Here is a 14918-nt window from a genome sequence, read left to right as displayed (position 1 = left end):
TGAAAAGCCAGTATGGACTATATCTGATGCAGTTACTTTCCAAGCGATAAGCATATCCTATTCCGCAGGTTTGATGATGTTTAGCTTGCCTTGACATAAAGTCGGGGGTGAAGTGGTTCTGTCCAAGCAGATAAGAAAAGTAAATTTAAGCGGGTCATCCGTATAACCCGTTAACTGAAGAGCTGCATAATGAATTCCATGGGCATCAAGTCGCTCAGGGAACAGGTTTTCTGGAGAAATCCAAAGCCGGTGCATATGACCTGATCATCCGAGACAGATATTCGGCGATCAGGTCATATGCACTCGTTTTGTAATGGACATCGTCGTAAAAATAGGCAGTTGTTTTAGGTATGGCTTTTTCGAGATCGACAAGGATGACCTGTTCATCGGCAGCTACCTTGCGGATCATATCATTGTATGCATTAAGCCCGGTAAACGCGGTTTTATAGGACCATTTTCTACCTGAACCGGAAGTTTCAACGTTCAGCATATTAAGCATCGCAAGCTCTTCGCTGCTCATTTTTTCCTTGCAGATATTCGGTTGGGTCATGAGGATAACTTTCGTTCCGTCATGTTTTGCCAGGGTTATGATGGTTCTCAGGTTTCTTTCGAACGATGCCAGCCCGGGGAATGTTTTCATTTCAATTTCCGCAGGTTTTTTCTGGTACCATATGGAGGCAAGCGATTCCTGGAGCATCGCTGAATAGCTGCCCATTTTTACCGTCCGCATGATCGGGCCTAAAAAGTGGCCATAGTCACTCCTGAAACTGCCGTTGCTCATTCGGGACATATCAGCGTTATGCAGGAGATCATTGATGTTTTCCATTACGATAATGGCATCCGGCTTGTATGGTCGTACGTTCTGGTTGTAGTGAATAAGGATGTGCAGGGTTGAATACCACTGTTTTCCGCAGTTGAAAAGCCTTACCTGCTTATAACCGTACTGCCTGTCGAGTTTTTTTTCAACAAGGGAAGGCCAGTCGCGTCCCGTCTCATCCTTGAATTCGGTTGTGGAGCCTCCGAGGCAGAAGATGTTGTATTTTGTTGTATCTACACCGGTAATATCTTTGGGCTTAAGCTGCAGAAACGTATGAAATTCTTCTGTCTGCTTTTTGTGTGAACGGTTATAACGAAAATCGTTGACAGTGAATGCCAGAAGGGATATGAAAAAAAACAGCAGCAGCACCAGTAAAGCTGATGAAGTCTTGATCTGCTTAAGATAGGCTGCCCGGTAAAGAAAAATCAATCCTACAGCTCCCGCCGGGAAAAAAAGCAGAATGGCGACTCTTAATTTGTAGGCACTTACAAGAAGAGGGAAGCTTGAACGGTCAGGATAGAAAAAGCCGGCATACAGGTACAGGCAAAAAGAAACAAACAGTGTGACAGCAATGACGTTGAAGGGGGTCCAGAAAGACTTTTTTTGTTCTGTCATAAAACTATGATCGGTTTTATCGACTGGATTTCTTCAGTCGAGTTTGAATTCCTCTTTCCAGTCTGTATCGTTTTTCAGCTCTTTTTGGTGACGTTTGTCGAACAGGTAATTACCCATTACAAGATAATCGATCTCCGTGCGCATGAAGCAGCGGAATGCGTCGTCAGGAGTGCAGACGATAGGTTCTCCCCGTACGTTGAAACTGGTGTTGACGATTACTGCATAGCCTGTGAGTTTTTTGAAATCGTCAATGAGTTGCCAGTATCGGGGATTTGTGTTGCTGCTCACGCTTTGCAGACGGGCAGAGTAATCGACATGGGTAATCGCCGGCATGTCGGAGCGGAGAAAATAGAGGCGTTCTGACAGGTTTTGATTGTGGTAACCTTCGGGGAGAGGAATCCGCCGGTTGTTGACGACCGGCACGACGAGCAGCATGTAGGGCGATGTCCGGTCAAGTTCAAAGTATTGATCGATCTCTTCTTCGTTCACTGACGGGGCGAATGGCCGGAACCCTTCTCGGAACTTGATTTTAAGGTTCATTTTTTTCTGCATCTCGGGATTTCGCGCATCACCGAGGATCGAGCGGTTTCCAAGAGCCCGTGGGCCGTATTCCATTCTGCCCTGAAACCAGCCGATGACCTTTCCTTCAGCGATCAGTTCGGCTGTTTTTTTCGATAATTCGTCGAATTGCTCGAAAAAGGTAAACGGGGCATTGTATTTGCGAGCCGTTCTTTCTATTTCGATGCCTGAAAATTCCGGTCCAAGGTATGACCCTTTCATGGCATCCGGCCTTGTTTCAGGTTTGCGCTCGTTGCCACCCCAGATATGCCATGCTGCAAGTGCAGCTCCAACGGCGCCACCGGCATCACCTGATGCCGGCTGAATCCAGATGTCGTCAAAGATTCCTTCGGCAAGAAGCTTTCCGTTCGCCACGCTGTTGAGCGCGACACCGCCGGCCATGACAAGATTCCTGCTGCCGGTAAGCTCCCTGGCTGTGCGGGCAAGCCTGATCATCACCTCTTCGGTGATCTGCTGTATGGCAAGCGCCATATTCATGTAGGGCTGGGTCAGGAGACTTTCTTCGGATCGGGGAGGTATTCCGAACAGCTTTTCCCATTTACGGTTGTTCGTCATGGTAAGGCCGGTCGCGTAGTTGAAATACTCCATGTTCAGTATCACTGAACCGTCCGTGCGGATATCGATCAGTTTTTCGAGAATGATTTTTTTGAATTCATGCGTCTCCGGAGATTCCGGGTTTCCGTAAGGCGCCAGCCCCATGAGTTTATATTCACCGCTGTTCACCTTGAAGCCGCAGTAATAGGTGAATGCCGAATACAGCAGACCGACGGAATGCGGGAAATGCAATTCCCTGAGGATCTCGATATCTTTGCCCTTTCCGTGACCGATAACCGAAGTCGCCCATTCGCCAACACCGTCGAGCGTAAGGATTGCCGCATTCTCGAATGGTGACGGATAAAAAGCGCTTGCTGCGTGTGAAAGGTGGTGTTCGGGAAACAGTAACGGAACCCTGGGCATTCCTTTCTTTTTCCCAAGTTTTTCAAGCTCTTCCTCGAGCATGTTTTTCATGAACAGCTTTTCCTTGATCCAGACCGGAATAGCTGATTTGAAACTGACCAGACCATTCGGGGCAAAAGCATGATAGGTTTCAAGCAGCCGTTCGAACTTGATGTATGGCTTGTCGTAAAAGGCAACGGCTTTCAGGTTTTCAAAAACGAGACCAGCTTCGTCCATCGCATAACGGGCGGCATGCAGCGGAAATCCGGGATCGTGCTTCTTGCGGGTAAACCGTTCTTCGTGAGCCGCGGCGATGATTTCGCCGTCAACAACAACAGCGGCTGCGCTGTCGTGATAATAGGCCGATATTCCGAGAATCGCATCCGACATAAATGTATCGCAACCGGTTAAAACAGTGTATAGATGAATGGCGCGATAGCTGTGCCGCTCGTAAGAACAATCAGAACGCCGAAAAGAAGCAGTACCACAATAAGCGGCACGAGCCAGAATTTTTTTCGTTCGACGATAAATGAAAAAAGATCTTTAAGGAAATCCATGTTCGCTTAATTAATAAGGTTTTTCGAAATCTCCGGGTTGAAACCGATGGTTCCTTACAACCAGAACGGAGCTGTTGCCTTTCTTGAACTCTTTCAGCCTGAGGCTGTCCTTGCCGGCAAGTTTTCTCAGAAAGGCAACGGGTACGACAAAAAGAATGAAAACGAGCGAAAGTAATATCTGGGACATCACGGTCCCCAGCAGATGGGAAATGCCGAACCAGATCACCGCAAGTGGACGAAAAATACCTGGGACGGTCATGACAACAAGAAGAACCCCGACTGACAGCTTGAAGTAAATCAAATTGCCGGAATTGATTCCAATGAGCAGCAGGATGAGAATCATTGCCAGGCCGGTATCCTTTGATTGCTCCTTGCCGATTGATGTCGAAAAAAACGACGGCTTTGTATTCGAGAGTTCTGTCATAGTTTTTTGCTGGCGCTCAAAGTGAAAACTACCATGCCTGTTCTTGCATCGGTTACGTTATACAAGCATTCAGTTTATTTGGGGCTCCGTTATTTCCTGTGGATAAGGGTATTGGGTGTGATCCTGAATCAGCAACTATTGTACCAAATCAAAAAGGAGTTTTTTTTTACTCTTTGAAAGCGAAGACAACAAGGCTTTATTTTGACTTATACAAAGGAAATACGTTTTTTTGGATGGCGTTCTCGTTTATTGATCCATTATGCCGGCCAGTCTTGTTTTGAGACGTTTTTGCTGTGTTGACCGATCCATTTTGATACAGGGCGGCTCTCGTTTTTTCTGATCGGAAAAAGAGGATAGGCCCGCCGGCTTACTCTGCAGATTTTTTCAAAGCCGTCATGATCATGTCCGGCACGAAATGTCAGCAGCGGATATGCTTCCCTTGACCTGCCACTATGCGAACGACGTAGCGTGTTTCCGGTTCGATTCTGCTACAGCATCCGTGAAGCTTGTGAGTTTTGCCTGCCTGCTTTTGCCGGTTGAACGCTCAGCCTTTTGTGTCCGGAGGTACGAGATACTGGAAATGCGCGCCTGAAAGCAGTCCAAATCAATCGTGACCGGAAATTGGCCATTCCCGCCGGAAGGATTCCCGCGAGGATATGGTTGTCTTTTTGCAGGGTTCATGCATGAAACGTTTTCGGTTTTTGCTGTGAACGGACTATTGCAGCATACTCATTACGTTGTCGATAAAGAACAAGAGTACAGGTTTGACCGTTTCGCTGAATACATTCCTGGTGGTGCTCATGGGAGTCATCTTCTTGCATCTGATTTCGTACAGCGACAAGGATTCGCTGTACCAGTCGTTTTTATAGGTTTCCGATCCTCTCATCGAGTCATAGACGGAGAACCTGTTCTGGATGGCCCATTCGATGCAGTTGACCAGGTGGATGTTGCCGAGGCCGAGTTGCCTGTATGAGTAGTTTACGGCAGGTATGTATGAGTAGAAGGTTTTACCGTCAATGAATCCCATTCTCCAGCTGGCTGATGCATTGTCCAGCTTAAGTACCGAAAAGTGCAGCAATCCGGCTTCGAGGCCTCGTTCCAGGAGTTTTTCGTGGAACCCTGGAGCCTTGTAGGCTTTTGGCCAGCGCAGTGCATTATGGTGCAGCAGTTGTTCCAGTTCTTCCCTGGCTTCTTTCAGATCATCCCTGCTGAAAACAACATAGTCCAGGGTGTGCTGTTCAAGAATCCTTTTCTTTCTGCGCCTGAGTTCATGAACGGTTTTTCTGGATAGTGTCGCAAGATAATCGTCTACCGACCTGAAATCCTTTATCGTGATATACCGGCAGGTTTCTTCGGGCAAGCAGATGGACAGGTCCTGGTCTGAAACCAGGGAAAGTCCGTTGATGTAGATCGCGTCAAATTTGAACTTGTTGAGGTGACGGTACAGTTCCTGATGGAACGCCACGAGCTCCTCCTGGGTGACATCGCCGGTAACAAGCGGATTGTGGTAATCGTAATCGGCGAAGCCTACCGGTACGATGACTTTCTGGAAAAGGTTTTTAATGTTTCTTTTCCAGATGACCAGCGGCATCAGGATTCTGCCATTTGTTTTTTCCGCGATACAGAAGAGCGGAGCGATGTTGTTTTTCGGGCGGTAGGTGTCGGTCCAGATTCCTGAAAGCACCGGGTGGTTGAAGATGCATGCGGACGCTGCGGAGGTATAGGCGTTGTGCCATTGCTCGAGAAAAGCCGGATTTTCGACATCTTCCCAGCTTCCGAGAAACCGGAATGTCCATACCGTATTCATATAATCGGATAACAGGGATTATGAACTTTCTTTCTCTCAGGTTGTTGCCAGTGCTGCCGGCCATTGTATTCCTGCTTCAGGCTTGATACTGGGAAGGGGCCCGCAAGAACAGACTGCAGTTCCACAGTCAACGCGGGAGCCTGAAGCGCACTTTTCGCCATCTCTGAAGTATAACCATTAAAACCGGTTTTTGAAATAACTGCGTTTCACTTTCATTTTAGCGCATCCATCCCGAAGATTGTTGTCGAACGTAACTGTTTTCAGGTGCGTCGCACTTGCACGGTTTCGGCCGGACGTGCATTCATGCATTCTGCGCCCTGACCAGCAGCACAGGATAGTCGATCTCGTTGATCAGACCGTACACGGTTTCCTGGGGCAGGTTCATGCGGTCGCTGAGCACCAGCAGCCCTGAATCGGCAAGACGGATATAGCGGGCAAGGATTCTGGTGTCGGTTACCGGCGGCAGCAGGTGGTATTCCACCCTGAGTTGTCCGGCAGGAATGCTGCGGGAGATCTCTTTTTCCATCTCCTTTCCGCTTCCCTCGTTTTGCGGCAGCATGAGGATATGCAGTATGTTCCCCGGACGTATCAGGTTCAAGGCGATGGCGACGGCGGTTTTCGTGGCTTCCGATCCGTCGTAGAGCACCAGTACGGCTTCATGTTCGGCCGAGAACCCCGTCCGCATGAGCAGCACGTTTTTTGCGCTTCCGGCTATCGCGCTTCGGGCTGTCGAACCGAGCCCCTTGCGGCAGGTGGGAGAGCGTCCGCTTCTGCCAAGCACGAGAAGATCGGCCCCGAGAGCGGCGGCAATCATCTCTCTTGGGACAATGCCCCGGCGGACATTGAACGTATGGTGAACCCTGAGGATTCCGGCCTCCCGCTGCAGCGATGTTTCTGCCTGCCGCGCCTGCATTCGGAGCAGCCTTTCCAGTTCTGCGGTGTTCATGCTTTCCGGTTCGGAACTGAGAAGGCGGATTTCCTGGCCGAAAGGGAGATCGGCAATGCGCAGAAGGTTGATATCCTCCACGAATATGCCGATCAGTTCGGCGTTCATTCTTGCCGCAAGTTCTGCTGCGGCTTTCAGTGAGGCCATACTGTGGGGAGAGCAGTCAATGCCTACAGCAATGCTCCTTATCGAATACCGCTCCGGTTTCGGAGGGGTTTCCCGGTTTCGGTTCTCCTGATGCTGCATGCCTACTCCGCCTTCCCGTTTGGTTTTTCATTGAATTTTTTCAGTTTCAGCGCCATTTCCTGCAATCTTGCGCTTATTCTTCCGTTGATGCTTTCCGCAGGATAGAGGCCTTCGGCATCGGGCTCGCCCGCCGGAATGCCGGTAAGGATTTCAATCCCTTCGTCGATATGGCTTACCGGCCATATTGAAAAGAGACCTGCTTCAGCAGCAGCAACAACATCTGCCCTGAGCATGAGATTGTCGATGTTGGATGCCGGTATCAGCACGCCGTGTTTTCCGTCGAGGCCGCGGGCAGCGCAGAGGTCGAAAAAACCTTCGATCTTTTCGTTTACGCCGCCGATCGCCTGCACCTCTCCGTGCTGGTTCACCGAACCGGTTACGGCAAACCATTGCCGGATGGGGGTTTCCGACAGTGCGGAAAGCAGGGCATACAGTTCGGCAGAGGAGGCGCTGTCGCCTTCGACGCCGCTGTAGGACTGTTCGAACACCAGCGAAGCGGAAAGGGATAGAGGCTGCTGGACGGCGAAGCGTGCGGCAAGGAATCCTGAGAGTATCAGCACCCCTTTCGAGTGAATCGGGCCCCCCGTCTTGACTTCCCGCTCGATATCGATAACCTGACCCTTGCCGAGGCTTACCCTTGCGGTGATCCTTCCAGGATGGCCGAAGCTCTGTCCACCCGGAGAGTAAACGGCAAGTCCGTTGATCTGCCCGGTTTTTTCCGATGCGGTATCGATGAGAATGGTGTTTCTCAGGGTCGCTTCCCGGATTCTTTCGCGTATCCTCGATGCTCGCACGGTTCTCGAGTCGATGGCCATCTGCACATCTTCGGCGGTTACCTGTTGCCGGTTGTTTCTTCGCGTGTAGTAGTCGGCTTCATGAACAAGGTCGGCGATGCTCTGCATGTGGGCGGTAAGCTTTACGGCATCGCTGGCGATGCGGCTTCCGTGTTCGACAATTCTTGCGACCGCGGTTTTTTCGAAGTGGCAAAGAGTATCTTTTTTCGCTATGGCGGCTATGATGCGGGCATAGGCCAGCCTGCTTTCGGCAGTGTTCTGCAGGTCGTCCTCGAAGTCCGCCGCAACTTTGAAGAGCTCGCTGAAATCAGGATCATAGCTGGAGAGGAGGTAGTAGAGCGTGCGTTCTCCGAGCAGGATGACCTTCACGTCGAGCGGGATCGGCTCGGGGTCGAGCGAGACCGTGCTGACAAGGCTGTAAAGCTGGGCAAGCGATTCGATCCGGATCTGCCGGGTGCGCAGGGCTTTTTTCAGCGCTTCCCATGCGAGGGGCTCGAGCAGGAGCCGGCGGGCGTCGATGAGCAGATAGCCTCCGTTTGCCCGGTGGAGCGCTCCCGCCTTGATGAGCGTAAAGTCCGTAACGAGGGTTCCCATCTGCGAAAGGTGTTCGATATCGCCGATGAGGTTCTGGCTGGCGGGTTTTTCTTCGATAATGACGGGCGCTCCCTTCGAGCGGCTGTTATCGACCAGCACGTTGACCTTGTAGCGGTTGAAGAAATTCCCTTTCATCGCCGACAGGCCTGGCAGGAGTTCCTGCGGGGAGCTCTCCTTTTCGAGAAAATGGTCGAAATGCTCGATGATGTCGTTTTCAACCCGCCCGAGATAAGCGGTGACCTGCTCAATCCTGCTGTAGCTGATTCCGGGTTCAGCAAAAAGCGGCTTGACTGCAAAGCCCGCAATCAGCCGGTTCAGCGCCTTGATTTTTTCCTGGGCTTCCCGCTGCCATTTCGGTATCTGCGCCATGATGGACTGCATGGCGTTTTTCAGCGATGCGATCTCTTTTTCAATCTTTTCGCGTTCCGCTTCCTTGAGCAGCATGAATTCGTCCGGCTTGAGTACTTCGCCGTTTTTTATGGGGGCGAAGGCAAAGCCGGCAGGAGTCCGGATAAGGGCGATATTGTTTTCCGCTGCGCGTTTTTCAAGTTCTTCGATGGCCGCGGTCTGCTGTTCCTGGAACGTTTCCCGTATGACTTTTTCCTGAGCCTGGTAGTCCTCGCTGCTGAATGCCGCCGGTATGACGGTGAAGAGCGCTTCAACGAGGCGTTCCATCTCGCCGGAGAGCGCGCAGGCCATGCCTGGCGGAAGCCGGAGGGCTTCAGGATGGCGGGGTTTTTCGAAGTTGTAGACGTAGCACCAGTCGTCAGGTATGCCCGCAAGGGGGGCCATGCTTTCAAGATAGTGCATGACTGCAGTCTGCTTTCCCGCTCCGTTCGGACCGAGAGCAAACAGGTTGAAGCCGTCATGCTGCATGCCTACGCTGAAGCTTATGGCATCGAGCGCCCTCTTTTGGCCTGTTATTTCAAGCGGCCCGTCAAGTTCTTCGGTGGTGGTGAAGCCGAACTCCAGGGGATCGCATTTCCTGTAGAGTTTGTCGGGATGCAGTGCAGAAGGAGTGGACATATCGATCGCTCTTTTCAGGTTGACCGGATGAGGCGGGCCTGATGCCCGTAAGGATATGATACCGAACCCCCGCAATAAAAGTTCTGCTTGCAGGGGGTTCGGTATCATATCCTCTCTTACGACTCGATGTCCATGCTTTTGTGCAGGTGGATGGGTTCCGAGACTTTGGTGCGGAGGCGGATATTGAGCATTTCAACGGTTACGGAGAATGCCATGGCAAAATAGATGTAGCCTCTGGGGATTTCGTAGTCGGCGCCTTCGGCAAGCAGGGTGACGCCGACAAGAATGAGAAAACTCAGCGCCAGCATTTTGATGGTGGGGTGGCGTTCGACAAATTCGCTGATGGCTTTTGCTGCAAGCATCATGATGCCGACGGAGATCATGATGGCAATGATCATGACCTCGACATCTTCGGCAAGCCCAATGGCCGTTATGACCGAGTCGAGAGAAAACACGATGTCGATAATGGCTATCTGCAGCATGGTGATGGCGAATCCTGCAGCTGAACCTTGCTTTCTTTCGGATTCGGAGCCTTCAAGGCTCTGGTGAATTTCATGGGTGCTTTTTGCAAGCAGGAAGAGCCCTCCTCCGATGAGGATGAGATCGCGCCCGGAAATGTCGTGACCGGCAAAGGTGAAGAGCGAAAGCGTGAGACTCATGACCCAGGTTATCGACAGCAGCAGGATAATACGGGAAATCATGGCGAGGCCGAGGCCTACAACCCGTCCCCTGTTGCGCTGCGATTCGGGAAGCCGTCCCGAGATGATCGAGATAAAGATGATATTGTCGATTCCGAGAACGATTTCCAGGGCAGTCAATGTCGCCAGAGCGATCCACGCTTCCGGTTGTGTTATCCATTCCATAAGAGAGCGGTGTAAAGGTTACGGTGAAAAAAGTTGTAGTAATGTAGCGAACCTCCGCACTACTCTCAAATCAGGGGGGCGATGAAAAATCCGGGCACTTCCTTTTATCCCGCAAATACGGCATGGCCGGACCGGCTTTTTCATGCCTGATGTGTCTCCTGTTTGAATTTATAGCTGTCCGGAGGGATTACTACTGAGAAGCTGTGGTTCCGATCTCCTATAACAGGCAAGATATCGTTGTCTTATGAGCAAAACCGCCTCCCGTGCCGACAGGGAGCATTTCCGGCAGGTTGCCAGGCTTTTAGGCTATCTTGCCCCGTACCGGGCGAAATTTTTCATGGCGTTGACGGCCATGCTGATTTCAAGTCTGCTCGGGCTTGCCTTCCCTTATGTTACCGGCCGGCTGATCGATACCGCAGTGGCCGGCGATTCCGGCAGTGGGCGAGGATCCCTCGATACCATTGCGCTTTTCCTTGCAGGCGTTCTCGCGTTGCAGGCCTTTTTTTCCTATTTCCAGTCGGTCTGGTTCGTTGAAGTAGGGGAGCGGATTCTTGCCGCTATCCGCAGGGACACCTATGCCACGCTTATCAGGCTTCCCATGACCTATTTCGCAAGCAGGAGAACAGGAGAGCTTACAAGCCGGATTGCCGCCGATCTTTCGCAGATTCAGGATGTCCTGAACTCTTCGCTTTCGCAGCTTGTCCGCCAGATTGCCACGCTTGCCGGAGGCGTTGTGCTGATCGGCATGATATCGCTGAAGCTGACGCTTGTCATGATCTCTTCCTTTCCCTTTCTTGTTCTTGCTGCAATTGTTACCGGGAGACGGATCCGGCGTCTTTCACGCAAAGCGCAGGACGAGCTTGCCGCCGGCAATGCCGTTGTCGAGGAGACCCTTCAGGGTGTCCAGACGGTCAAATCCTTTTGCAATGAAGCCTACGAGTCCCGTCGCTACGGCGAACTGATACAGCGCTACGTGCTCGATGTGCTGCGGGTCGCACGTTTCAGGGGCGCATTTCTTTCGTTTATTATTTTCGGACTGTTCGGAGGTATCGTTCTGGTTTTGTGGACAGGAGTGAAAATGGTCCAGCACGCCGAACTTTCCATCGGCAGCCTGACCTCTTTCATGCTCTATACCACCTTTATCGGTGCGGCGATGGGGAGTTTTGCCGAGCTGTTCAGTCAGCTTCAGAAAGCTTTGGGTGCGACGGAGCGTATCGACGAGATTCTCAGGGAGGTTCCCGAACCGTTCACTTCCGGAATGCATGCGTCCGGTCGTGATGAGGAGGTTTCGCTCAAGGGTGCCGTCACTCTGCAGCATGTGCAGTTCAGTTATCCGGGTCGAAGGGGTGAACCGGTTCTTCGGGACATTTCCTTTGAGGTCAATGCCGGGGAGCGGCTTGCGCTTGTTGGATCGAGCGGTTCGGGCAAAACTACGCTTTTCGCTCTTCTTCAGCGGTTTTATGATGTCGATGAGGGCATCATCCTCATTGATGGAAAGGATATCAAAGAGTATCCCCTGCAGGCAATCCGCTCGGGCATGGCGATTGTGCCCCAGGATATTCTCCTGTTCGGCGGTTCCATCAGGGAGAATATCGCCTATGGCAAACCGGGAGCTTCCGATGAGGAGATCATGCGGGCTGCAGTGCAGGCCAACGCTCATGATTTTATCATGAAGTTTCCTGACGGTTACCTTACCCTCTGCGGCGACAGGGGCATTCAGCTTTCCGGCGGTCAGCGGCAGAGGATCGCCATAGCCAGGGCTGTGCTTTCGGATCCGGCGATACTGCTTCTCGATGAAGCGACAAGTTCGCTTGATTCGGAGTCTGAAAAACTGGTGCAGGAGGCGCTCGAACATCTCATGCAGGGGCGCACCTCCTTTATTATCGCCCACCGGCTTTCAACCATCAGAAATATCGACAGGATTATGGTTCTAAAGGAGGGCAGGATCATCGAAAGCGGTACCAGCCGGGAATTGCTGGAAAAAGAGGACGGATTTTACCGTATGCTTTCGGCCCTGCAATGCGAGTTGAACTGATTCACTTCCTTTACTGACAAGGGTAATGGCAGAGAGGCAATTTTCCCGGATGCTCGATGAGCTTCGGCAGGTTTTTCAAAGTGGACGAACCGTCCCCTACGCATGGCGCCGGGCCCAGCTGCTTGCACTGCTGCGCCTGCTCGGGGAGCGGGAGGCGGATATTGCCGCGGCGGTTCATGCGGATCTGGGCAAATCCTACCGGGAGACATTTCTGACGGAAACCTCATTTCTTGCCGGTGAAATACGATATGCCCTGAAGCATCTCAAAGCCTGGATGCGGCCTTCCGGCAGGGGTGTTCCGCCGCATTACCAGTTCGGGCAAGCTTCGCTCCAGCCTGAAGCGCTCGGAGTGGTGCTCATTATCGGTGCGTGGAACTATCCGATGCAGCTTGTGCTCGCTCCGCTTGTTGCCGCTCTTGCGGCAGGGAACTGTGCAGTGCTCAAACCTTCGGAACTCGCCCCCCGTACGTCGGCACTCATTGCCGGTTGTCTTGGGGAGTATCTCGACAGCCGGGCGGTTCGTGTTGTGGAAGGCGGTATTGCAGAAGCCCAGGAACTGCTTGCCGAGCGTTTCGACTTTATTTTTTACACAGGCAGCAGAAACGGAGGGCGCCAGGTTCTGCGTGCCGCAGCCCGCCATATCACGCCGGTTGCGCTCGAACTGGGGGGCAAGAATCCCTGTATTGTCGAAAAGGACGCGGTTTTGAAAACGGCAGCCCGCCGTATCGTATGGGCTAAATTCCTCAATGCAGGCCAGACCTGTATCGCTCCGGACTATCTGCTTGTTCATGAAGACGTCGAGGATGCTCTGCTTTCGCTCATGCAGCAGGCCGTCAGGGATTTTTTCGGTACTGATCCCCGGACAAGTCCGGATTATTCAAGAATCGTCAATGACCATCATTTTACGAGGCTTGAGCGGTTATTGCAGGATGGGACCATTGTTGTCGGCGGACAGACACACAGAGCCTCCCGCTATATAGCTCCGACAATCCTTCGTGGGGTTACGGCCGGTTCCGGTATTATGGATGCCGAGATTTTCGGCCCCCTTCTTCCTGTCCTGACCTACAGGACGCTCGAAGAGGCGCTTGGATTCATCGCCGAACGGGACGACCCGCTGGCCATCTACCTTTTTTCATCGAGGAGGGCGACAGGAAAAAAGGTTCTCCGCCGGACCCGTTCGGGGGGATTCTGCTGCAACGATCTGCTCTTTCAGTCGGCAATACACACGCTTCCATTCGGCGGAACCGGGAAAAGCGGGTTCGGCGCCTATCACGGCAAGGCCGGATTTGAAACCTTTTCCTTGCGGCGAAGCGTTCTGTTCAGGTCGGTATATCCGGATCCGGCACTGCGTTATCCGCCTTATGGCGGAAAGAAGTTCGGTTTTCTCAAACGGCTCGTTTCCCTGTTCGGCTGATGTTTTTTCAGTCAGGCAGTCTGACTGGCCAAATGAAGCAATTATGGATGCACAAAAACAAACTGCTCTTGCGCTTGGCGGCGGCGCGGTGCTTGGCGCGGCCCATGTAGGAGTGCTCCGGGCTCTCGATGAATTGCATATTCCCATCGCCATGATCAGCGGCACCAGTATCGGTGCGTTCATAGCCTCGCTTTTCGCTTTCGGCAAGAGCTGGCAGGAAATCCGTGAGATCGCCCTGGGGCTCGACTGGCTGGACCTGTCAGGTCCGGTGCTTTCGCAGTACGGACTGCTGTCGAACAGGAAGTTCGGCGATATCGTCAACCGTCTGCTCGGGCATAAAACTATCGAGGATGCCTCGATTCCTCTCTTCATGATTGCCACCGATATCGGAACCGGAAAAGAGGTTGTTTTCAGAAAGGGTGATGTGGCTTCAGCGGTGATGGCGAGCAGCTGCATCCCCGGCGTATTCAGGCCCGTGGACTATTCCGGCGCGCTGCTGGTCGATGGCGTGCTTGTGGAAAATGTTCCTGTTTCGCCGCTGCTCGCCTGTGACGGAGTGAGGGTCGTCTGTGTCGATCTCCTTGGCCGTCATGCCTTCAAAAAGCCTGAAAATATTGTAGGTCTGCTGCTTAACGCCTTTTACAGCACGATTACCAATACCACCGCCATACAGACCGGCAAGGCGGATTTGTGCATTATACCGGATCTTTCGGCATTCAGTCTGGTTGATACGTCCAGGGTATCCGATATTATGGATATCGGCTACCGTGATGCGTATTCCGCCCTCAGCGTGTGGCTCGATCGGGCAAATGCCGGCCGGAAGCTTGATTAAAAGCCAGCAATGGATTAATTTGATTAAGGCTGCTGGTGTTCGCCTGGCAGATCGGCGCCGGAACAGGCTTCGCCGTTGCTCCGAAAATGATGTTTGATGTGAAATAATGGTATTTTTACGCTTCCAATCCCGAACTCGTTGATGATGTGGAGTACAGCATCGGTTCCCACAATTTCATGCTCGGTATGAGAATAGGGTTCTGAAAAAGGACTTTTGAGCGATTTTCAGAGGCCGTCAGCCTTTTGCAGGCTGTCGCCTGATTTACCTGTTGTGTGGAGGATAGCATGACCATGATGTTTCGGGGGTTGATTTTTCTCTTTTCGCCCTTTTTTTTTTCTTGCTTCACCAGTTCTTGCCGCTACCCCCTATGTCGGGGGTTCAAAAGGTTTTGCTTTTCCAAACGGGGAAAAAATCTCCATAAACGGCAGTTGTC

At 52.0% G+C, this 14918-nt stretch carries 11 protein-coding genes; 3 read left to right on the top strand and 8 right to left on the bottom strand.

Features of this window, described 5'->3' with window-relative positions; translation table 11 throughout:
• Positions 1-214: 214 nt before the first annotated feature.
• The 8 genes from WBP50_RS07965 to WBP50_RS07930 form a co-directional block, all read right to left on the bottom strand.
• A complete protein-coding gene (locus WBP50_RS07965) occupies positions 215-1432 on the bottom strand; it encodes an SGNH/GDSL hydrolase family protein (protein WP_423933141.1) in 1218 nt (405 codons plus the stop codon).
• Positions 1433-1465: 33 nt separating this feature from the next.
• Positions 1466-3337, bottom strand: coding sequence for a carbamoyltransferase family protein (locus WBP50_RS07960; RefSeq protein WP_423933138.1), 1872 nt, complete (start codon positions 3335-3337; stop codon positions 1466-1468).
• Between the two features lie 17 nt (positions 3338-3354).
• Positions 3355-3504 carry a DUF5989 family protein gene (locus tag WBP50_RS07955; RefSeq protein ID WP_423933136.1) on the bottom strand — a complete coding sequence of 50 codons (150 nt, stop codon included), beginning with the start codon at positions 3502-3504 and terminating at the stop codon, positions 3355-3357.
• 10 nt (positions 3505-3514) lie between these two features.
• The gene (locus tag WBP50_RS07950; protein WP_423933134.1) at positions 3515-3928 is read right to left on the bottom strand and encodes an SxtJ family membrane protein; all 414 of its coding nucleotides are present in this window, start codon (positions 3926-3928) and stop codon (positions 3515-3517) included.
• A gap of 715 nt (positions 3929-4643) precedes the next feature.
• On the bottom strand, positions 4644-5735 hold the full coding sequence (locus tag WBP50_RS07945) for a GNAT family N-acetyltransferase (protein WP_423933131.1): 1092 nt from the start codon (positions 5733-5735) through the stop codon (positions 4644-4646).
• Between the two features lie 301 nt (positions 5736-6036).
• On the bottom strand, positions 6037-6927 hold the full coding sequence (locus WBP50_RS07940) for a universal stress protein (protein ID WP_423933128.1): 891 nt from the start codon (positions 6925-6927) through the stop codon (positions 6037-6039).
• Positions 6928-6929: 2 nt separating this feature from the next.
• Positions 6930-9341, bottom strand: a complete 2412-nt coding sequence (locus tag WBP50_RS07935) for an AAA family ATPase (RefSeq protein ID WP_423933126.1) — start codon at positions 9339-9341, stop codon at positions 6930-6932.
• Positions 9342-9457: 116 nt separating this feature from the next.
• A complete protein-coding gene (locus WBP50_RS07930; RefSeq protein ID WP_423933124.1) occupies positions 9458-10204 on the bottom strand; it encodes a TerC family protein in 747 nt (248 codons plus the stop codon).
• Positions 10205-10448: 244 nt separating this feature from the next.
• Between WBP50_RS07930 and WBP50_RS07925 the strand changes: the two genes are divergently transcribed.
• Genes WBP50_RS07925 through WBP50_RS07915 form a run of 3 tightly spaced genes read left to right on the top strand, consistent with a single transcriptional unit; the run spans position 10449 to position 14485 of the window.
• The gene (locus WBP50_RS07925) at positions 10449-12239 is read left to right on the top strand and encodes an ABC transporter ATP-binding protein (RefSeq protein ID WP_423933122.1); all 1791 of its coding nucleotides are present in this window, start codon (positions 10449-10451) and stop codon (positions 12237-12239) included.
• 25 nt (positions 12240-12264) lie between these two features.
• A complete protein-coding gene (locus WBP50_RS07920) occupies positions 12265-13653 on the top strand; it encodes an aldehyde dehydrogenase family protein (RefSeq protein ID WP_423933119.1) in 1389 nt (462 codons plus the stop codon).
• A 43-nt stretch (positions 13654-13696) separates the two neighbouring features.
• Positions 13697-14485: a patatin-like phospholipase family protein gene (locus WBP50_RS07915; protein WP_423933117.1), complete on the top strand. Its 789-nt coding sequence runs from the start codon at positions 13697-13699 to the stop codon at positions 14483-14485.
• Positions 14486-14918 lie beyond the last annotated feature (433 nt).

Source organism: Chlorobium sp. (assembly GCF_049593655.1).
Taxonomy (GTDB): Bacteria; Bacteroidota; Chlorobiia; order Chlorobiales; family Chlorobiaceae; genus Chlorobium.
Note: the sequence above shows the minus strand (reverse complement) of the source record. Positions and strands in the feature narration are given on the sequence as shown.